The organism is Mycolicibacterium aromaticivorans JS19b1 = JCM 16368, assembly GCF_000559085.1.
Taxonomy (GTDB): domain Bacteria; phylum Actinomycetota; class Actinomycetes; order Mycobacteriales; family Mycobacteriaceae; genus Mycobacterium; species Mycobacterium aromaticivorans.
Window position 1 is genome coordinate 4295681 of record NZ_JALN02000001.1, and the last position, 19921, is coordinate 4315601.

Here is a 19921-nt window from a genome sequence, read left to right on the forward strand (position 1 = left end):
TTGCCACCAGAAGGCAACGGCCGCTTCACTCTTGGCTGCGCTGATTATGGTCGAGCTTCGAGATGAACACTGCTGCCTGGGTACGGCGTTCCATCCCAAGTTTTGCCAGGAGACGCGATACGTAGTTTTTCACCGTCTTCTCGGCGAGGAACATTCGCGCGGCGATTTGCTTGTTCGTCAGACCCTCGCCAAGTAAGCCGAGCAGGACCCGTTCCTGTTCAGTGAGACCCGACAGGGGATCGGAACGCTCAGCGGCACCGCGCAACTTGGCCATCAGCGCCGCGGCGGCACGATTGTCGAGCAGCGACCGGCCCGCGCCGACATCCTTGATCGCCTCGGCGAGCTCCATGCCCTTGATGTCCTTGACCACGTAGCCGCTCGCCCCGGCGAGGATGGCGTCGAGCATCGCCTCGTCGGACGTGAAGGACGTCAGCATCAGGCACCGGAGGTTGGGCATCCGAGACAGCAGGTCGCGGCACAGCTCGATGCCGTTGCCGTCGGGCAGGCGTACGTCGAGGACCGCCACGTCGGGATTGAGCGCCGGGATCTGCGCCAGCGCGTGGGCCACCGAACCGGCTTCACCGATGACTTCGAGATCGGGATCGGCGGACAGCAGGTCGATCAGTCCACGGCGAACGACTTCGTGGTCATCGACGAGGAAGACCTTGACCATGCCGCAACGATATCGGGAGTTCGCTGTCGCGTGTCACAACAATCGCTGACGGTCGACCACCAGAACCGAGCAATCGGTGTTGTGCAGGGCCGCCGACCCGGTCGGACCCAGCAGTTCCTCGATGCCCCGGGCGTTGCGCGCGCCCACTACGACGAGCTGGATGGACCCGGCGTGTTTGGCCAGATAGTTCAGCACGCTGCCGTGGATCGCAACCGGTCGGGCGTCCAGATCGGGATATTGGTTCTTCCAATGCGACAGCCGGCGGTCCAGTTGCGCGCGCACCATCCGATTGCCGTCGGAGACGGCGTGGGAGTCGTGGACGTCGGTGTAGCGCGACTGCCACGAGCCGAGAACCCGCAGCGGCGCGCCCCGCAAGCGCGCTTCGGCGACCCCGAACTGGAGTACCGCCGCGCTGTCGGGGGATTCGTCGAGCTCGACGACGATCCAGCCGGGATCATGGCCGGCGATCCGATCCTCGCCCCGCACGATCGTGACCGGGCAGTGCGCCGCGGTGACCAGCGCGGTCGCCGTCGACCCGATGCGGTCGGCGTCGAAGTGCTTGAGGCCGACCTCGCCGACGCAGATCATCGCCGCCACCCGGGAGGCGTCCACCAGCGTCGCGATCGGCAGACCCTGAAGGATCTCGACTTCGAGTTTGACCTGCCGACCGGTGGCCTCGACCGCGTCTGCCGCGGAGCGGACCGCGAATTCGGCGCCGGCGAGCAGGCGCGCCTCCTCCTGCGGATTCGCCGGATCCGGGCCGGGCGGATGGATCGCATAGACCAGACGCAGGGGGATGTCGCGGCTGATTGCTTCGTCGATCGCCCACAACGCGGCCCGCACAGCGCCCCGAGAACCGTCGATGCCCACCACGATGGACGGCGGTGTGAACGATTCGGGCATCAGGGGCTCCCCGGGACGGCGGACTCCATTGTCGCCGACGGCGACATCAGCGCGCGGTGAAAACGCCGGGTCGCTAGCCGGCGGCGGCGTCGATCTCCGACATCGACGTCGCGAAGAGCTGACTGGCCAGGTTGGACAACGCCCTCGCGACGGCCACCTCGTCGCGCAGTTCCACAGCATGCTCGGTACCGGCATCCATGCAGGCAGTCCCCATACCCACCAGGGCGGTACTCCGCCAGGACAGCAGTGCGGTGGCCCGAGTGCGATCGGCGTCCTCGTCGACGGCGATCAACACGGCCGAATGCTTGGTCTGGTCGAGATCTTCCATGATGTCCCCCTCAGTCATACCGATCCGACCATGGGGGCCGGCGTCGCTGATAGGGGCTGAAGTCCCATCGGGGCGGGCCGTTCGGCGGCTCAGCGCTTCGGCTTCGGCGGCGCCAGAACCTTCATGACCATCCGCATCGCCGGCTCCGGAACGCGGTCTTTCATGGCGAGAGCGGTCTCGGCGACACGGCCGCGCGCCGGGGTGCCGCGGCCGAACAGCCGGTTGAACGGACCGCCCGACGGTTCCAACTCGACATGCATCGGCGGCCCGCCGTCGGCGGCGCCGAGCGCCGAGGAGATCACGATCCGCTGGATCTCGCTGGTGCCCTCGAAGATGGTGTACAGCTTGGCGTCGCGGTACCACTTCTCCACCGGATGGTCGCTGATGTAGCCCCAGCCGCCCATGGTCTGGATGGCCCGCTCGGTGGTTTTGACGGCGATCTCGCTGGCGGCCAGCTTCGCCATCGAGCCTTCACCCCGCTCGAACGGGACGTTATTGGCGGCCATCCAGGATGCGCGCCACGTCAACAGCCGGGCGGCGTCGATACCGGTGGCCAGGTCGGCGAGCGGGAAGGCGATGCCCTGGTTGTCGATGATGGGAGCGCCGAACGCCTCGCGGCGGTTGGCGTAGGCGGTCACGTATTCCAGTGCGGCCCGGGCGATTCCCAGCGCCTGGGCCGCCACCATCGGGCGGGTCTGCTCGAATGTGCCGAGCGTCGCCGATCCGGAGCGCCGTCCGCCGGTCGCCATGGCCTCGCGGGTCTTGGCCAGCTTGTGCTCGAGCTTGTCCTGCCCGCCGAGCAGGTTCGCACCGGGCACCCGCACGCCGTTGAACTTGAGCTCCGCGGTGTGCGATGCGCGGCACCCGAGCTTGTCGAGCTTGCGGACGAGCTCCAAACCCGGTGTGCCACCGGGCACTACGAACAAGGCCTGTCCGCGGTGACCCAGTTCCTCGTCGACGACGGCGTTGACCACGTGCACGTTGGCGATGCCGCCGTTGCCGATCCACATCTTGTGCCCGTCGATGATCCAGTCATCACCGTCGCGACGGGCCCGGGTCCGCAGGTTGCGCACATCGCTGCCACCCTCGGGTTCGGAGATCGCCAACGCGGCGAGCTTCAGATCTCCCGGGGTGCCGAAGCATTCGGGCGCCCAGGTCAGCATCTGCTCGGGGGTGGCGGCCTGGCCGATCGCCGACAGCGCCAGCGCCGGCATGACCACGGCCAAACCGATTCCCGCACAACCCCAGAACAGCTCCTCCATGAACATCGGCAGCGACAGGCCGGTCGGATCACCGATGAGGTCTCGGTAGAAGAGCGGACTGTAGAACCCCCGGCGGGCGGCTTCCTCGAGTACCGGCCAGGGAAACTCCTGGCGCTTGTCGTAGTCGGCGGCCACCGGCCGGATGCAGTGTTCGGCGAACTCGTGTGCGCGGCGAGCGAGATCGTGCTGCGCATTCGTCGGCGTGAGGTCCAGGCCCATCGTGCGTCCCTTCGACGCTTGGGTGATACCTCCGGTACCGCATGATCAAACGTCGGGCCGACGGCCGGGAAAAGTTGGAGCCCGGGCTGCCGCGGAGTCGGGTTGCACGGCAGCTCGGGGCTGACTGGGATATCGACCGCCGACCGGTGGGTGTTACCGCCCTTTGCACCGACGTTTTTTGCCCCTGGTGGCCGGGTAGTCGACTGGACACGGAGGTGATGTCGATGCCCAAGACAACCAAGCGCGGCGACGCCAAGAAGAGTGAGTTGCCCAGCACTTTGAAGAAGTCCGACGCGAAGGCGCAGCGGACGTTCGCCAAGGCACACGACGCGGCGGCCGAGGAGTACGGCGAGGGCGAGCGGGCCCACCGGGTGGCCTACAGCGCGCTCAAGCACAGCTATGAGAAGGTCGGCGACCATTGGGAGGCCAAGAGTTCCAAGGGGCCCTCGGATTCGCGGGCCCGCAGCGGTGGTCCCAACCCCAAAGGCAAGAGCGCCGAGGGGGTGGACGCCAATGCGAGCAAGAAGCATCTGCTCGACGTCGCCAGACGACTCGACATCAGCGGGCGTTCCTCGATGAACAAGGGCGAACTGGTCGAAGCGATCATGAAGGCTAATCGCCGCGAGAGCAGCCGCAACCGTTGATCAACGGTCCGGACGAGGGCTGGCCTGCGCCGATTCGGAGTCGCTGAAGAACTCCAGCAGGTACCGGCTTTCCTCGATCTGGCCGATCGTGCGCCTGGCTTTGCGGCGGGTGATCAGGATGCCTGCGATCGCAAACGCCCACACCGCGTATTGGACGCACCAGGCCAGCCGGAACGATGCGAACGAGTAGCCGCCGGTCGCACCGATGATCACGCCCATCGCCTGCATGACCAGCAGTGAGGCCACAAAGCCGCCCATGTTCACCGCGCCCTGTGCGGTGCCCAGCGTCGAGCGCGGGTTGAAGGTACGGGCGAAATCGAAGCCGACCATCGAGCCCGGGCCGCCGAACGAGATCACCACGATCAGGAGCACCAGCAACCAGCGCGGTGCCGCGGACGGCAGCGCCAGCACCACCGTCCAGATGAGCGCATTGCTGATGACGATGCCCAGCACGATCCACGATCGCCGGTGCGGATGCCGGCCGGTGATGATGCCGATCAACACCCCGAAGACGATCGCGGCGACCACCGAGATGGTCAGCAGTGTTCCCGCCTCACCGCGCGAAAGATTCTGCGCCACTGTCAGATACGGGACTCCCCACATCAACGCGAAGACGGTGACCGAGAACTGGGTGCCCATATGGGTGAAGAAGCCGAGCCGGGTGCCGGGTCGCATCCACACCGTCTTCACGCTGGCCAGCGTCTCGCGAACGCTGGTCACCGGATCATGGGCCGTCACACCGCTCGGGGTGTCTTTCACCAGAGCCAGGGTCAGCACCAGGGACAGCACGCCGAACGCCGCGACGGCGAGGTACGCCCGGGTCCACCCGGACCCGATGAGCAGCGACAGGAACGGCACCGCTGAAAGTACTTGTCCCAGTTGGCCTGAGATGCCGGTCAACTGGGTCACCAACGGGATCTGACGTGGCCTGAACCAGTGCGGCACCAGCCGCAACACCGAGATGAACGTGAACGCGTCGCCGAGCCCCACGACCGCGCGGGCGGCGATCGCGGTGGGCAACGACACAGTGACTGCCAGCACCAGCTGACCCGCGACCATCAGAGTCGCACCAGTCAGGATCATCTTTTTGGACCCGAACCGGTCGAGGAGCAGTCCCGCCGGGATCTGTGCGGCCGCGTAGACGATCACCTGCAGCACGACGAACGTCGACAGCACGCCGGGGCTCGCCGAGAATCGCTTGGCAGCATCCAGGCCGGACACGCCCATGGTGGTGCGGTCCAGGACGGCGACGATGTAAGCCAACGTTCCCGTCGACCACACAATCCAGGCCCGCACTGTCCGTCATCCTTTCGCCGATTCGCCCCGACCAATCATCTCCCGGCCACGCAAATTGATTCCCGAGCTATACCCGGGTCGAGGCGGGATCGCCGCCGAAGCGTTGCGCCAGCCACACCGGGATGATCGCCAGCACGGTCAGCGTCGCGGCGACGACGTTGATCACCGGAGCCTGGTTGGGCCGGAACAGGTTGCCGAAGATCCAGATCGGCAGGGTCTGCACCGTCGGCCCCGCGGTGAACGTGGTGACGACGATCTCGTCGAAACTGAGCGCGAAGGCCAGGATCGCTCCCGCCACCAGCGCGCCCCGCATCATCGGGAACGTGACATAGCGAAACGTCTGCCAGCCCGATGCGCCGAGGTCGGCCGACGCGTCCTCCAGACCGGTGCCGAGCCGGCGCAGCCGGGCCTGGGTGTTGTTGAACACGATCACGATGCAGAACGTCGCGTGGCCGACGATGACCGTCGCCAGTCCCAGCGTCATCCCCAGTGCCGAGGTGAACGTCGCGTTCAGCGCGATACCGGTGACGATCCCGGGCAGCGTGATCGGCAGCACCACCAGGAAGCTGATGGTCTGCCGCCCGAAAAACTCGTAGCGCTGTACGGCGAATGCGGCCATGCTGCCCAACAGCAGCGCAAGAGCCGTTGCGCACACACCCACCACCACCGAGTTGGCCAGCGAATGCCACATACCGTCGCTGGCCCAAGCATCGGCCCACCACCGCAGCGTGAAACCACTTGGCGGGAAAGCGAAGGTCTTCGACGAGTTGAACGCGTTGAGCACCACCAGGAGCAGCGGCGCGTACAAGAAGACGAGCACGAACAGCGTCCAGATCCGGACCAGCCGGCGCAGGGTGGGCGACAGCATCAGACGTTCTCCAATGCGCCGGTGCGCCGCATCGCGAGCAGGTAGAGCACGATCGCCGCCAGCGGGATCAGCGACAGCGCGGCCGCCAGCGGCTGGTTGTTGGCGGTCACCAACTGTCCGTAGATGATGTTGCCCAGCATCTGGGTTTTGCCGCCGACGATCGTCACCGCGATGTAGTCACCCATCGACAGTGAGAACGTGAAGATCGAACCGGCCGCGATGCCGGGAAACACCAACGGCGCCACGATGGTTCGCAGTGTGGTGAGATCTGATGCGCCCAGGTCGGAGCTGGCGTCGATCAGCGGGCCGGGCACCCGCTCGAACGCCGCGAACACCGGGATCACCATGTACGGCAACCAGAGGTAGGCCAGCGTGAGCACCGTGGCGATCAGGCCGTAGCCCGGTGTGTACCCGGCCATCCAGTGCAGCGGACCCTCCGGAGACAGCAACATCCGCCAGGCATAAGCCTTGACGAGATAGCTGGCCCACAACGGGGTGGTCACCGCGACCACCAGGGCCAATCGCACGCGCGGTGAGGAGACCTTGGCCATGTACAGGCCGAGTGGTACGGCCAGCACGATGCAGATGGCGGTGACGCTCAACGCGATCCCGACCGTGCGCAGGGTGGCTGTGCGGAACACCGCGTCGGTGAGCACCCGCACGATGTTGTCGCCGGTGTAGGAGCGCACCACCGCGCCGGTGAAGGTGTCGGTGCTCCAGAAGGCTGAAAGCAGCAGTACGCCAAGCGATCCCAGGTAAGCCACCACCAGCCAGGCCAGTGGCGGAACGAGCAGGAAGGCGAGACGAAGGCGCTGGCTGATCCCGGGGCCCACCCGTCGGCTCAGCCCTTGATCTGCTGCCACTTGTCGACCCACTCGTTGTAGGCCGTGCAGTTGTCACCGCTGCCGTCCACGCATTGCTTCTGCGGCGTCGTCCAGTAGCTGATCTTCTCCGCATAGGCGGAATCGGTGGCGTGATAGGTGTCGCAGAACGTCTTGTCGCTGGTGAATTCGCAGGCTTTGGTCTGCGCGGGGGCCTCACCGAAGTACTCGGCCACCTGGGCGTTCACCTGTGGCGAGGTGATCCAATCCATCCACTGGTACATGCAATTGGGGTTCTTGGCCTTGGAGGAGACCATCCAGGTGTCCGACCATCCGGTCGCGCCTTCCTTGGGCAGCACAGTGGCGATCTTGAGTTTGTTGTCGGAGGTGATCATGTTGGCAATCACCTGCCAGGTGGTGCCGATCACCGAGGTGCCGGACTCGAAGGCCTGCACCGCCTTGGTGTAGTCCGACCAGTATTCGCCGATGTTGCCGTGCTGCGCCTTTAGTAGATCCACCGCGGCATTGAGCTGGTCCTCAGTCAAGGAGTACGGATTCTTGATGCCGAGTTCGGGTTTCGTCTTCGACAGGTACAGCGCGGCGTCGGCGATGTAGATGGGGGAGTCGTAGGCGGTGACCTTGCCCTTGTATTCCGGGGCGCCGGGGAACACCGCACCCCAGCTGTCCGGGGCGCCCTTGACGACATCGGTGTTGTACATCAGCAGGTTCGCGCCCCAGCCGTGCGGGATGCCATACATCTGGCCGTTCACCGAGTTCCACGGCTTGTCCTTGAGGAACGCCGAGATGGTCTCGTAGTTGGGCACCAGCTTGGTGTTGACCGGGGCGACGTCGCCTGCGTAGATCAGGCGCAGCGTGGCGTCACCGGACGCCGACACGCCGTCGTATTGACCGGTGCGCATCAACTGCAGCATCTCGTCGGAGGTGTTGCCGATCTTGACGTTGACCTTGCAGCCGGTCTTCTGCTCGAACGGGTGCACCCAGTCGACCTTGGGGTCGTTGGACCCGTCCTCGGCGTAGCCGGGCCAGGCGATGAGGTTCAGTTGGCCTTCGCCCTTGCCGAGGGCCGACAACGGCTCCATCTTCGGCGGTGCGGTGGTGCCGCCGCCGGAGTTGTTGGAACTCGAACAGGCTGCGACCAGTGCGGCGCACACGGCTAGCGCAACGCCGAGGCGGCGGGTGGTGGTTCTCATGGCGAAGCTCCTCTTCTCAGGCGGACAGGGATCGGACGGCGCTGTCTGGCCAGGCCAGTACGACGGTTGCACCGTGAGTGAGGTCGGTGGATGCCTCGGCTGACAGCAGGGTTGCGGTCAAACCGACCCCGGATGCGTCGACGGCCACCCAGGTGATCGGTCCCGCGTACACCACTTCGGCGATTTGGGCTGTGACACTGCGCATTCCGGCCGGGACGGTCTCCTCAGGTGCCAGCACGGCGATGCGTTCCGGGCGGATCGCGACGGTGCCGGGTCGGCCGACCAGCGCTTCGGCGGTCGCACCGTCGACCACATTGGAGGTGCCGACGAAGTCGGCGACGAACCTGTTGGCTGGGTTCTCGTAGACCTCGCGCGCGGCGCCGACCTGTTCGATGCGGCCCTCGTTGAACACCGCGAGCCGGTCGCAGAGGGTGAGTGCTTCGTCCTGATCGTGAGTGACGATCACGAACGTGATGCCGACCTCGCGCTGAATCGCCTTGAGCTCCACCTGCATCTGCTCGCGCAGTTTGAGGTCCAGCGCGCCGAGCGGCTCGTCGAGCAGCAGCACTTTGGGCCGGCCCACCAGCGCGCGGGCCAGCGCGACCCGCTGTTGCTGGCCGCCCGACAACTGCGCGGGCTTGCGCGCCGCGTGCCCGGACAGTCGCACCATGTCCAACGCGGCTGCCGTGCGCTCGCGGCGTTCGGCTTTGGGCACGCCCTTGACCTTCAGGCCGTACTCCACGTTCTGGGCGACCGTCATGTGCGGAAACAGCGCGTAGTCCTGGAAAACGGTGTTTGTGTCGCGCTTGGCCGGCGGCAACGCGGTGACGTCGGTGCCACCGAGGTGAACCGTGCCTGCGGTCGGCTGCTCGAAGCCCGCGATCATCCGCAGCACAGTGGTCTTGCCCGAACCGGACGGACCGAGAATCGCGAACAGTTCCCCGTCGGCGACGGTCAGGTCGGCGCCCTCCACCGCGGTCACTTCGCCGAACACCTTTCGCACCCCGCGCAACTCGATCTGCGGTGCGCGAGAGGGGGCGGTCGGCATGGGTGGATCCTACGGATTGAGTTGTCCACCCGCAGCGTCATGGTGGACTTCGCCGGTCATCGAACCTCTGGGCCACCGGATTCGCGATCCACACCGTGGACGCCGAAATGTGATGCGATGTGACCGGTGTCGTTGGTGTAGTCGTTGAGGCAACTGTCATATTCTGGGGCTCGTGTTCATGTCGCGACGCGACGTCCTCAAACTGGCCGCCGTGACCCCGGCCGCCCTGGGTCTCGGGACGCTGGCGTCGACGCTCACGACACCCGTTGCGAGCGCCGAGCCGGCTACCGCCGCCACCGGGTCCCTGGGCGTACTGCTCGACTACGCGGCAGGCGTCATCAGCGCCAGCGATCTGAAGGCATCCGGTGCCGTCGGCGCCATCCGGTACGTCTCGGACCGGCGGCCGGGCGGGGAATGGATGCTGGGCAAGCCGATTCAGCTGGCCGAAGCCCGCGACCTGTATCAGGCCGGCCTGAAGATCGTGTCCAACTACCAGTTCGGCAAGCAGGACACGGCGGACTGGCTCGGCGGCCAGCAGGCCGGAATCATCCACGCCAAACGGGGCTGGCAGCTGCACACCGCCGCCGGAGGCCCGGTGGCAGCCCCGATCTACGTGTCGATCGACGACGACCCGACCGCGGATCAGTACAAAACACAGATCGCGCCGTACCTGAGGGCCTGGGAATCGGTGCTCGGACATCAGCGCGTCGGCGTGTACGGGAACTCCAAGGTCATCGACTGGGCCCTGCAGGACGGTCTCGGGTCCTGGTTCTGGCAGCACAACTGGGGCTCCCCGGAGGGCTACACCCACCCTGCCGCGCACCTGCATCAGGTCGAGATCGACAAGCGCAAGGTGGCGGGTGTGGGCGTCGACCTGAACAACATCCTCAAGCCGCAATTCGGCCAGTGGGACTGACTCAAAGGCAAAAAACTTACCGGCAAGTAAGGATTTGCCAGCAAACTCGATGACGCCATTTTGGTGAACAATTGTGGACTGAAAAACCTAGCAAGTGCTTGGCTGGCGATCTCGGGCGCAGACGCGCGGCGGAAAATCGACAGGTAACGATTCGATAACAATCGTGCTTTGAACAGCACTGTTTCCCCTACTCAACCGTAACCACCTGCATGCAGGACGTTTGTCCCGGATGGTCTGGGCGCCTGTTCGGCGCGGTGTTACCCAGCGTGCTGTTACCCGTCCGTAGAACTCGTCAGTAACCAATCTTGGGCGGAAAATGGTGCTGGTTCTTATGCCACTCTTAGTAGAGCCGAGATGTCAGCCGGCACCCTCACGGGGGAAGCGCGCGGCGGCCGTGATTCGACGGGGAATCGCCCACACCGACATACGAAACGAAGACGCGACGACCGCGACGACGAGCACGACAGGGAGATACACAAGGTGACGATCCACGAGCACGACAGGCTTTCCACGGGCGACGGATCATGGCGCGGGGGCGCCAAGGAGACCACCACGCATGCGCTGGTCGATCGTCTCAACGCCGGTGAGCCGTACGCCGTGGCTTTCGGTGGACAGGGCAGCGCCTGGCTGGAGACCCTCGAAGAGCTGGTCACCTCGGCCGGTATCGAATCCGAGCTCGCGACCCTGGCCGGTGAGGCTGAGCTGCTGCTCGAGCCCGTCGCCGACGAACTCGTCGTGGTCCGCCCGATCGGCTTCGAGCCGCTGCGCTGGGTGCGCGCGCTGGCCGCCGAGGAAGCGGTGCCCTCGGCCAAGCAGCTGACGTCGGCCGCGGTGTCGGTCCCCGGCGTCCTGCTGACCCAGATTGCCGCCACCCGGGCCCTGGCGCGCCAGGGCATGGATCTGGCGGCCGCCCCGCCGGTGGCCGTCGCGGGCCACTCCCAGGGCGTGCTGGCGGTCGAGGCGCTGCGCGCCGGTGGGGCCAAGGATGTCCAACTGCTCGCTCTGGCCCAGCTGATCGGCGCCGCTGGCACGCTCGTCGCCCGTCGCCGCGGTATTTCGGTCCTGGGCGACCGCCCGCCGATGGTCTCGGTGACCAATGCCGAGCCGGAACGCATCTACGAACTGCTCGAAGAGTTTGCTCAAGACGTCCGGACCGTGCTGCCGCCGGTGCTGTCGATCCGCAACGGCCGACGCTCGGTCGTCATCACCGGAACCCCGGAACAGCTGTCCCGATTCGAGCTGTACTGCGAGCAGATCGCCGACGCCGAAGCGGCCGACCGCAAGAACAAGAACCGCGGCGGCGCGGTGTTCGCGCCCGTATTCGATCCGGTCCAGGTCGAGGTCGGCTTCCACACCCCGCGGCTGGCCGACGGGATCGACATCGTGGGACGCTGGGCCGCTGCCGTCGGCCTGGACGTCGAGCTGGCGCGCGCCCTGACCGACGCGATCCTGGTTCAGCAGGTCGACTGGGTCGAAGAGGTCACCGCCCTGCACGACGCCGGAGCTCGATGGATTCTCGACCTCGGCCCCGGCGACATCCTCACCCGGCTCACCGCGCCGGTCATCCGCGGCCTCGGCATCGGCATCGTGCCGGCCGCCACCCGCGGCGGGCAGCGCAACCTGTTCACCGTCGGGGCGGTTCCCGAGGTGGCCAAGCCGTGGTCGAGCTACGCGCCCTCGGTGGTCACCCTGCCCAACGGCTCGGTGAAGCTGTCGACCAAGTTCACCCGGCTGACCGGTCGCTCGCCGATTCTGCTGGCGGGCATGACGCCGACAACCGTCGACGCCAAGATCGTCGCCGCGGCCGCCAACGCCGGCCACTGGGCCGAACTCGCCGGTGGCGGCCAGGTCACCGAGGCCATCTTCGACAAGCGCATAGAGGATTTGGTCGAGCTCTTGGAGCCGGGCCGAGCCATCCAGTTCAACTCGCTGTTCCTGGATCCCTACCTGTGGAAGCTGCAGCTGGGCGGCAAGCGGTTGGTGCAGAAGGCACGCCAGTCCGGTGCGCCGATCGACGGCGTCGTGGTCAGCGCCGGCATCCCCGAGCTGGAGGAAGCCGTCGACCTCATCGACGAGCTGAATACGGTCGGCATCGCCCACGTCTGCTTCAAGCCGGGCACCGTCGAGCAGATCCGCTCGGTCATCCGGATCGCCGCCGAGGTGCCCACCAAGCCGGTGATCGTCCACATCGAGGGCGGCCGCGCCGGTGGCCACCACTCCTGGGAAGACCTCGACGACCTGCTGCTGACCACCTACTCGGAACTGCGCGGCCGCGCCAACATCACGGTCTGCGTCGGTGGCGGCATCGGTACGCCGGAGCGCGCCGCGGAGTACCTGTCCGGCCGGTGGTCCGCCGTCTACGGCTACCCGCTGATGCCTGTCGACGGCATCCTGGTCGGCACCGCGGCGATGGCCTGCCTGGAGGCGACCACCTCGCCCGCGGTCAAGCAGTTGCTGGTCGACACCATCGGCACCGATCACTGGGTCGGCGCCGGAAAAGCTGTGAACGGCATGGCTTCCGGGCGCAGCCAGCTGGGCGCCGACATCCACGAGATCGACAACGCCGCCTCCCGCTGCGGCCGCCTGCTCGACGAGGTCGCCGGTGACGCCGAGGCCGTGGCGGCGCGCCGGGACGAGATCATCGCCGCGATGGCCGTCACCGCCAAGCCCTACTTCGGCGACGTCGGTGAGATGACGTACCTGCAGTGGCTGCAGCGCTTCGTCGAGCTGTCCATCGGTGACGACGACTCCACAGCCGACACCAAGACCGCCGACTCGCCGTGGCTCGACATCACCTGGCGGGACCGCTTCGCCGAGATGCTGCAGCGCGCGGAGGCCCGACTCAACGCGAAAGACACCGGCCCGATCGAGACGCTGTTCGATGCGTCCACGGCTGACGGCGAGTGGCTGCTGGAGAACCCGGGCCAGGCCTTGGAGGCCCTGCAGGCCCGCTACCCGGACGCCGGGTCGGTGCTGCTGCACCCGGCCGACGTGCCGTTCTTCGTCCAGCTGTGCAAGACGCTGGGCAAGCCGGTCAACTTCGTCCCGGTCATCGACAAAGACGTTCGGCGCTGGTGGCGCAGTGACTCCCTGTGGCAGGCGCACGATGCGCGCTACACCGCCGACCAGGTGTGCGTCATCCCCGGTACCCAGGCCGTCGCGGGAATCACCCAGGTCGACGAGCCGGTCGGTGACCTGCTCGACCGCTTCGAGCAGGCCGCGGTCGACGAGGTGCTGGCCTCGGGCGCGCAGCCCGAGCCCGTAGCCGCGCGACTGCGGGTGCGCACCGACGCGACCGGGCCGCTGGCCATCGTGCTGGATTCGCCCGACGTGCTGTGGGCCGGTCGCACCGCCACCAACCCGGTACACCGCATCGCGGCGCCGTCGAAATGGCAAGTCCGCGATAACAATTCGGCAACCAATCATGACACCGGGGCGCGACTCGAAGTCACCGCGGACAACCGGGTGGTGCTCAGCATCCCGCTGTCGGGCACCTGGATCGACATCGCCTTCAGCCTGCCCGCCACCGTGATCGACGGCGGAATGCCGGTCGTTCGTACCGAGGACGCCGCCACCGCCATGCGCGCCGTGCTGGCCATCGCTGCCGGGGTGGACGGCCCCGACGCGCTGCCGCCGGTGGTCAACGGCTCCACCACGGTCACCGTCGGCTGGGATCCCGAGCGGGTCGCCGATCACACCGGCGTCACCGCGACGTTCGGTTCGCCGCTGGCGCCGACGCTGTCGATCGTTCCTGACGCATTGGTCGGCCGCTGCTGGCCCGCGGTGTTCGCCGCCATCGGCGGCGCGGCCACCGACTCCGGCTTCCCGGTCGTCGAGGGTCTGCTCAGCCTGGTGCATCTGGACCACGCGGCCCGCCTGCTCAAGCCGCTGCCCAAGGAACCGACCCAATTGACGGTCACCGCAACGGCTTCGGTCGCCACCGACACCGAGGTCGGGCGCGTCGTGCCGGTGACGGTGAACGTCACCGACGCCAGGGGCATGATCCTGGCTGTCCTCGAGGAGCGCTTCGCAATCCGCGGCCGAACCGGCGCCAAGGAACTCACCGACCCGGTACGCGCCGGGGGAGCGGTGTCGGAGAACGCCACCGACACCCCGCGCCGCCGTCGCCGCGACGTCACGATCGGCGCGCCGGTCGACATGCGTCCGTTCGCCGTGGTCTCCGGTGACCACAACCCGATCCACACCGACCAGGCCGCCGCGCTGCTGGCCGGGCTGGAATCGCCGATTGTGCATGGCATGTGGCTCTCGGCCGCCGCCCAGCACGTGGTCACCGCCACTGACGGCAAGCCCGGTGCGCCGGCCAAGCTGATCGGCTGGACCGCCCGCTTCCTGGGCATGGTCAAGCCCGGCGACGACATCGACTTCCGGGTCGACCGGGTCGGAATCGACCTGGGCGCTGAGGTTTTGGAGGTCACCGCCAAGATCGGCACCGACCTGGTGATGAGTGCGACCGCCCGGTTGGCGGCGCCGAAGACGGTGTACGCCTTCCCCGGTCAGGGCATTCAGCACAAGGGCATGGGCATGGAGGTGCGCGCTCGGTCCAAGGCCGCCCGCAAGGTGTGGGACACCGCCGACAAGTTCACCCGCGACACGCTCGGCTTCTCGGTGCTGCACGTGGTCCGGGACAACCCGACCAGCCTGATCGCCTCCGGTGTGCACTACCAGCACCCCGAAGGTGTGCTGTACCTGACGCAGTTCACTCAGGTCGCGATGGCGACCGTCGCCGCCGCGCAGGTCGCCGAGATGCGTGAGCAGGGTGCGTTCGTCGAGGGCGCGATCGCCTGCGGCCACTCGGTCGGTGAGTACACCGCACTGGCCTGCGTGTCCGGGGTGTATCCGCTGGAGGCGTTGCTGGAGGTGGTGTTCCACCGCGGCAGCAAGATGCACGACATCGTCCCGCGCGACGAGATGGGCCGCTCCAATTACCGGCTGGCCGCGATCCGGCCGTCGCAGATCGATCTTCCCGATGCCGACGTCACGGAGTTCGTGGCCGAGATCGCCGAGCGCACAGGGGAGTTCCTGCAGATCGTGAACTTCAACCTGCGCGGCTCGCAGTACGCGATCGCCGGCACGGTGCGCGGTCTCGAGGCGCTGGAGGAAGAAGTCGAGCGGCGCCGCGAGATCAGCGGCGGCAAGCGGTCGTTCATCCTCGTTCCCGGCATCGACGTGCCGTTCCACTCGGACGTGCTGCGAGTCGGCGTCGACGATTTCCGTCGCGCGCTGGAACGTGTCATGCCCGCCGATGCCGATCCGGCGTTGCTGATCGGGCGCTACATCCCGAACCTGGTGCCGCGGCCGTTCACGCTCGATCGCGACTTCGTCCAGGAGATCCGGGATCTGGTGCCGGCCGAGCCGCTGGACGAGATCCTCGCCGACTACGACACCTGGCGTAACGAGAAGCCGCACGAGCTGTGCCGCAAGATCGTGATCGAGCTGCTGGCCTGGCAGTTCGCCAGCCCGGTCCGCTGGATCGAGACCCAGGACCTGCTGTTCATCGAAGAGGCGGCCGGCGGTCTGGGTGTCGAGCGCTTCGTCGAGATCGGCGTGAAGTCCGCGCCGACGGTCGCGGGCCTGGCCAGCAACACCCTGAAGTTGCCGGAATATGCCCACAGCACAGTGGAAGTGCTCAACTCCGAGCGCGACGCCCCCGTGCTGTTCGCCAGCGACGAGGACCCGGCCACCGACGACTCCGACGACGAACCGGCAGCAACGAGCGAGGCTCCGGCTGAAGCCGTTGCGGTCGAGGCCGCCCCGGCGGCAGCGCCGGCGGCCGCACCGTCCGGCGGCCCCCGCCCGGACGACATCGGATTCGACGCCGGTGACGCCACATTGGCGCTGATCGCGCTGAGCGCCAAGATGCGCATCGACCAGATCGAGCCGCTCGATTCGATCGAGTCGATCACCGACGGTGCGTCCTCGCGGCGTAACCAGCTGCTGGTCGACCTCGGTTCGGAGCTGAACCTGGGCGCCATCGACGGTGCCGCCGAGGCGGATCTGGCGGCGCTGAAGGGTCAGGTCGCCAAGTTGGCGCGCACCTACAAGCCGTTCGGCCCGGTGCTGTCCGATGCGATCAACGATCAGCTGCGTACGGTGCTCGGCCCGTCCGGCAAGCGGCCGGCCGCGATCGCCGAACGGGTCAAGAAGACCTGGGAACTGGGCGACGGCTGGGCCAAGCATGTCACCGCCGAACTGGCGCTGGGCACCCGTGAGGGCAGCAGCGTGCGCGGTGGCGCACTCGGCGGCCTGCACGAGGGCGCGCTGGCCGATGCCGCGGCCGTGGACAAGGCGATCGACGCCGCGGTCACCTCGGTGGCGGCCCGCAAGGGCATTGCGGTCTCGTTGCCGTCGGCCGGCGGTGCCGGCGGCGGTGTGGTCGACTCGGCCGCTCTGACCGAGTTCGCCGAGACGGTGACCGGTCGCAACGGTGTGCTGGCCTCGGCCGCGCGCATGGTGCTGGGTCAGCTCGGCCTGGACAACCCGGTGACGGCCGCTCCCGCGGCCTCCGACGCCGAACTCATCGACCTGGTGACCGCCGAGCTCGGCTCGGACTGGCCGCGGTTGGTCGCCCCGGCGTTCGATGCCAAGAAGGCGGTGCTGCTCGACGACCGCTGGGCCAGCGCGCGCGAGGATCTGGTCAAGCTCTGGCTGGCCGACGAGGGCGATATCGACGCCGACTGGCTGAAGCTCTCGGAGCGGTTCGAAGGCGCAGGCAATGTCGTTGCCACCCAGGCCAACTGGTGGCAGGGCCGGGCCCTGGCGAGTGGACGCAACATCCATGCGTCCCTGTTCGGCCGGATCGCCGCCGGTGCCGAGAACCCGGACAAGGGTCACTATTCCGGCGAGGTCGCGGTGGTCACCGGTGCGTCGAAGGGCTCGATCGCCGCATCGGTGGTGGCGGGTCTGCTCGACGGCGGCGCCACGGTGATCGCGACGACGTCCAAGCTCGACGACGACCGGCTGGCGTTCTACAAGGCGCTCTACCGCGACCACGCCCGCTACGGCGCGTCGCTGTGGGTGGTCCCGGCCAACATGGCCTCGTACTCCGACATCGACGCCCTGGCGTCGTGGGTCGGTAGCGAGCAGACCGAAAGCCTTGGGCCGCAATCGATTCACCTCAAGGACGCGCTGACCCCGACGCTGCTGTTCCCGTTCGCGGCGCCGCGGGTGGCCGGCGATCTGTCAGAGGCGGGCTCGCGCTCCGAGATGGAGATGAAGGTCCTGCTGTGGGCCGTCCAGCGGTTGATCGGTGGGCTGTCGTCCATCGGTGCCGAGCGGGACATCGCCTCGCGTCTGCACGTCGTCCTGCCCGGTTCACCCAACCGCGGCATGTTCGGCGGTGACGGTGCCTATGGCGAGTCCAAGTCCGCGCTGGATGCGGTGGTCAACCGCTGGAGTGCGGAGACGTCGTGGGCGCAGCGGGTCAGCTTCGCGCACGCGCTGATCGGCTGGACCAAGGGCACCGGTCTGATGGGTCACAACGACGCCATCGTCGGTGCCGTCGAAGAGGCCGGCGTCACCACCTACAGCACGGAAGAGATGGCTGCGATGCTGCTCGACCTGTGCTCGGTGGAGGCCAGGGTCGCCTCGGCCAACGCCCCGCTCAAGGTCGACCTCACCGGTGGACTCGGCGATGTCCAGCTCGACATGGCCGAACTGGCTGCCAAGGCCCGTGAGCAGATGGCCAGCGAATCGGCGGATGCCGCTGCGTCCTCCGAGCCGACCGCGGGCACCATCGCCGCGCTGCCATCGCCACCGCGCGGCTACGTCGCGAACACGCCGCCGGCATGGGCCGACCTCGACGTCGACCCGGCCGACTTGGTGGTCATCGTCGGTGGCGCCGAACTGGGCCCGTACGGCTCGTCGCGCACCCGCTTCGAGATGGAGGTCGACAACGAGTTGTCGGCGGCCGGCGTGCTCGAATTGGCCTGGACCACCGGGCTGATCGGGTGGGAGGACGATCCGAAGCCGGGCTGGTACGACAGCGCGACCGGCGAGATCGTCGACGAGGCCGAGCTGGTGGAGCGCTATCACGACGCCGTCGTGGAGCGTTGCGGTATCCGCGAATTCGTGGACGACGGCGCCATCGATCCCGATCACTCCTCACCGCTGATGGTCAGCGTCTTCTTGGACAAGGACTTCAGCTTCGTGGTGTCCTCGGAGGCCGACGCTCGTGCGTTCGTGGAGTTCGACCCCGAGCACACCGTCGCCCGGCCGGTGCCGGACTCCGGTGACTGGGAGGTGATCCGCAAGGCGGGCACCGAGATTCGCGTCCCGCGCAAGACCAAGCTGTCGCGGACGGTGGGGGCGCAGATCCCGACCGGCTTCGACCCGACGGTCTGGGGCATCAGCCCGGACATGGCCGGCTCGATCGACCGGGTGGCGCTGTGGAACATCGTCGCCACCGTCGACGCGTTCCTGTCGTCCGGCTTCACCCCGAACGAGCTGATGCGCTGGGTGCACCCCAGCCTGGTGGCCTCCACCCAGGGCACCGGTATGGGCGGTATGACGTCGATGCAGACGATGTACCACGGCAACCTGATGGGCAAGGCCAAGCCGAACGACATCCTGCAGGAAGTCCTGCCGAACGTCGTTGCCGCGCATGTCATCCAGTCCTACGTCGGCAGCTACGGCTCGATGATCCACCCGGTCGGCGCGTGCGCCACCGCGGCGGTGTCGGTCGAGGAGGGCATGGACAAGATCCGCCTCGGCAAGGCCGAGCTGGTGGTCACCGGCGGCTTCGACGACATGACGTTGGAGGCCGTCATCGGCTTCGGTGACATGGCGGCGACCGCCGAGACCGCGACGATGCGGGCCAAGGGCATCAGTGACTCGAAGTTCTCCCGCGCCAACGATCGTCGCCGGCTGGGCTTCCTGGAGGCACAGGGCGGTGGCACCATCCTGCTGGCGCGCGGCGACCTGGCACTGAAGATGGGTCTACCGGTGTTGGCCGTGGTGGGTTACGCGCAGAGCTTCGGCGACGGCGTCCACACCTCGATCCCGGCTCCCGGTCTCGGCGCGCTGGGCGCCGGTCGGGGCGGCAGGGATTCGCAGCTGGCCCGTTCGCTGGCCAAGCTGGGGGTCGGCGCCGACGACATCGCGGTGATCTCCAAGCACGACACCTCGACGCTGGCCAACGATCCCAACGAGACGGAGCTGCATGAGCGGCTGGCCGATTCGCTGGGCCGTGCGCCCGGGGCTCCGCTGTTCATCGTCAGCCAGAAGAGCCTGACCGGTCACGCCAAGGGTGGCGCGGCGGTCTTCCAGATGATGGGGCTCTGCCAGATCCTGCGCGACGGCGTCATCCCGCCGAACCGCAGCCTGGACTGCGTCGACGACGAGCTGGCCTCCTCGGGACACTTCGTGTGGCCGCGGGAGACCCTGCGTCTGGGCGATAAGTTCCCGCTGAAGGCGGGTCTGGTCACCAGCCTGGGCTTCGGTCACGTGTCGGGTCTGATTGCGCTGGTGCACCCGCAGGCGTTCCTGGCGTCGCTGAGCGAGCAGGAGCGGGCGGACTACACCAAGCGGGCGCACGAGCGGGTGCTGGCAGGTCAGCGCCGCCTGGCCTCGGCCATCGCCGGTGGACGGCCGATGTACGAGAAGCCTGCCGATCGCCGGTTCAACCATGACGAGCCGGAGAAGCGCCAGGAGGCGGCGATGCTGCTCGACCCGGCCTCACGGTTGGGCGATGACGACCTCTACGTGCGATAAAGT

At 67.5% G+C, this 19921-nt stretch carries 12 protein-coding genes; 3 read left to right on the forward strand and 9 right to left on the reverse strand.

The annotated features are described in order from the left end of the window. Nucleotides 1-25: 25 nt before the first annotated feature. From dosR to Y900_RS20555, 4 genes are all read right to left on the reverse strand, one after another. Nucleotides 26-673 carry a hypoxia response regulator transcription factor DosR/DevR gene (dosR, locus tag Y900_RS20540; protein WP_036344212.1) on the reverse strand — a complete coding sequence of 216 codons (648 nt, stop codon included), beginning with the start codon at nucleotides 671-673 and terminating at the stop codon, nucleotides 26-28. Nucleotides 674-706: 33 nt separating this feature from the next. Then, the gene (locus Y900_RS20545; protein WP_036344213.1) at nucleotides 707-1576 is read right to left on the reverse strand and encodes a universal stress protein; all 870 of its coding nucleotides are present in this window, start codon (nucleotides 1574-1576) and stop codon (nucleotides 707-709) included. Between the two features lie 73 nt (nucleotides 1577-1649). Then, nucleotides 1650-1922 (reverse strand): dsRBD fold-containing protein, encoded by a 273-nt coding sequence (locus tag Y900_RS20550; protein WP_081845178.1) that lies wholly within the window; start codon nucleotides 1920-1922, stop codon nucleotides 1650-1652. Nucleotides 1923-1993: 71 nt separating this feature from the next. Further along, nucleotides 1994-3385 carry an acyl-CoA dehydrogenase family protein gene (locus Y900_RS20555; protein ID WP_036344214.1) on the reverse strand — a complete coding sequence of 464 codons (1392 nt, stop codon included), beginning with the start codon at nucleotides 3383-3385 and terminating at the stop codon, nucleotides 1994-1996. 224 nt (nucleotides 3386-3609) lie between these two features. On the opposite strand from Y900_RS20555, the gene Y900_RS20560 reads away from it, so the two are divergent. Next, a complete protein-coding gene (locus Y900_RS20560) occupies nucleotides 3610-4029 on the forward strand; it encodes a ChaB family protein (RefSeq protein WP_036347375.1) in 420 nt (139 codons plus the stop codon). Here Y900_RS20560 and Y900_RS20565 read toward each other — a convergent pair whose 3' ends face one another. From Y900_RS20565 to Y900_RS20585, 5 genes are all read right to left on the reverse strand, one after another. Then, entirely contained in the window at nucleotides 4030-5325 is a 1296-nt protein-coding gene (locus Y900_RS20565) for an MFS transporter (RefSeq protein WP_036344215.1), read from the reverse strand. It abuts the gene before it with no gap. 67 nt (nucleotides 5326-5392) lie between these two features. Next, nucleotides 5393-6193, reverse strand: coding sequence for an ABC transporter permease (locus Y900_RS20570; RefSeq protein WP_036344217.1), 801 nt, complete (start codon nucleotides 6191-6193; stop codon nucleotides 5393-5395). Continuing rightward, nucleotides 6193-7056: an ABC transporter permease gene (locus Y900_RS20575; protein WP_237752610.1), complete on the reverse strand. Its 864-nt coding sequence runs from the start codon at nucleotides 7054-7056 to the stop codon at nucleotides 6193-6195. The genes Y900_RS20570 and Y900_RS20575 overlap by 1 nt, the downstream gene beginning before the upstream one ends. Further along, the gene (locus tag Y900_RS20580) at nucleotides 7035-8225 is read right to left on the reverse strand and encodes an ABC transporter substrate-binding protein (protein ID WP_036344218.1); all 1191 of its coding nucleotides are present in this window, start codon (nucleotides 8223-8225) and stop codon (nucleotides 7035-7037) included. Before Y900_RS20580 ends, Y900_RS20575 begins: the two co-directional genes overlap by 22 nt. 16 nt (nucleotides 8226-8241) lie before the next feature. After that, nucleotides 8242-9273, reverse strand: coding sequence for an ABC transporter ATP-binding protein (locus tag Y900_RS20585; protein ID WP_051660177.1), 1032 nt, complete (start codon nucleotides 9271-9273; stop codon nucleotides 8242-8244). Between the two features lie 172 nt (nucleotides 9274-9445). Between Y900_RS20585 and Y900_RS20590 the strand changes: the two genes are divergently transcribed. Both Y900_RS20590 and Y900_RS20595 read left to right on the forward strand, forming a co-directional pair. Further along, a complete protein-coding gene (locus Y900_RS20590; protein WP_109751109.1) occupies nucleotides 9446-10189 on the forward strand; it encodes a DUF1906 domain-containing protein in 744 nt (247 codons plus the stop codon). Nucleotides 10190-10669: 480 nt separating this feature from the next. Next, the gene (locus Y900_RS20595; RefSeq protein ID WP_036344220.1) at nucleotides 10670-19918 is read left to right on the forward strand and encodes a type I polyketide synthase; all 9249 of its coding nucleotides are present in this window, start codon (nucleotides 10670-10672) and stop codon (nucleotides 19916-19918) included. The last annotated feature ends 3 nt before the right edge of the window (nucleotides 19919-19921 follow it).

Excerpts from the sequence above, each read along its gene's own strand:
- dosR (WP_036344212.1), bottom strand. The coding sequence starts at position 673 with ATGGTCAAGGTCTTCCTCGTCGATGACCACGAAGTCGTTCGCCGTGGA.
- Y900_RS20545 (WP_036344213.1), bottom strand. The coding sequence starts at position 1,576 with ATGCCCGAATCGTTCACACCGCCGTCCATCGTGGTGGGCATCGACGGT.
- Y900_RS20550 (WP_081845178.1), bottom strand. The coding sequence starts at position 1,922 with ATGACTGAGGGGGACATCATGGAAGATCTCGACCAGACCAAGCATTCG.
- Y900_RS20555 (WP_036344214.1), bottom strand. The coding sequence starts at position 3,385 with ATGGGCCTGGACCTCACGCCGACGAATGCGCAGCACGATCTCGCTCGC.
- Y900_RS20560 (WP_036347375.1), top strand. The coding sequence starts at position 3,610 with ATGCCCAAGACAACCAAGCGCGGCGACGCCAAGAAGAGTGAGTTGCCC.
- Y900_RS20570 (WP_036344217.1), bottom strand. The coding sequence starts at position 6,193 with ATGCTGTCGCCCACCCTGCGCCGGCTGGTCCGGATCTGGACGCTGTTC.
- Y900_RS20580 (WP_036344218.1), bottom strand. The coding sequence starts at position 8,225 with ATGAGAACCACCACCCGCCGCCTCGGCGTTGCGCTAGCCGTGTGCGCC.
- Y900_RS20585 (WP_051660177.1), bottom strand. The coding sequence starts at position 9,273 with ATGCCGACCGCCCCCTCTCGCGCACCGCAGATCGAGTTGCGCGGGGTG.